The organism is Pedococcus sp. P1_H8 (assembly GCF_056405175.1).
Genome location: NZ_JBFUCP010000098.1, coordinates 1 through 559, shown reverse-complemented (window position 1 = coordinate 559; position 559 = coordinate 1). Strand labels below are relative to the sequence as shown.

General features: G+C 75.0%; 1 pseudogene. It reads left to right on the top strand.

Going from position 1 to position 559, the window contains the following annotated elements:
- Positions 1-559, top strand: a pseudogene (locus tag AC1DYG_RS19035) (ABC transporter ATP-binding protein); the annotation flags it as partial.

Here is a 559-nt window from a genome sequence, read left to right as displayed (position 1 = left end):
GCGCGACGCTGCGGGCCGCCCGCACCACGGGCGTGTACATCGGGACGTCGGTGACGGTCAGCGCACTGCTCGCCGTCGCCGTGGCGGGTTTCGCGGGCCTGTTCGCGCTGCAGGGCCGGATCGGCGTCGGCGAACTGATCACCGTCGTCGGGCTGTCCCAGTTCGTCATCGAACCGCTGGGCAGCCTTTCCCGGGTGCCTGGTGCGCTGGCGACCGCGCGGGCCTCGGCGGACCGCCTGGCGCTGGTACTCGACGCCGACGAGCTGGTGCCCGCCGGCTCCGGCCCGGCGCCGCAGGCCGCGGGCGTCGCCCTCGAGGACATCCGCTACCGGTCGCTGAGCGGGCTGACGCTGCACGCGCGACCGGGGGAGCTGCTCGCGGTGCTCGCACACCGGCCACAGGACGGTGAGGCGCTGGCGCAGCTGCTGTCCGGGCACGTGCCGCCGGAGGACTACGCCGGGACCCTCTCCGTCGGCGGCGCGGAACTGGCGGAGATGGATCTTGCGCACGCCCGCCGGGCACTGCTGGTGGAACCGCACCACACCGACCTGTTCGCGGG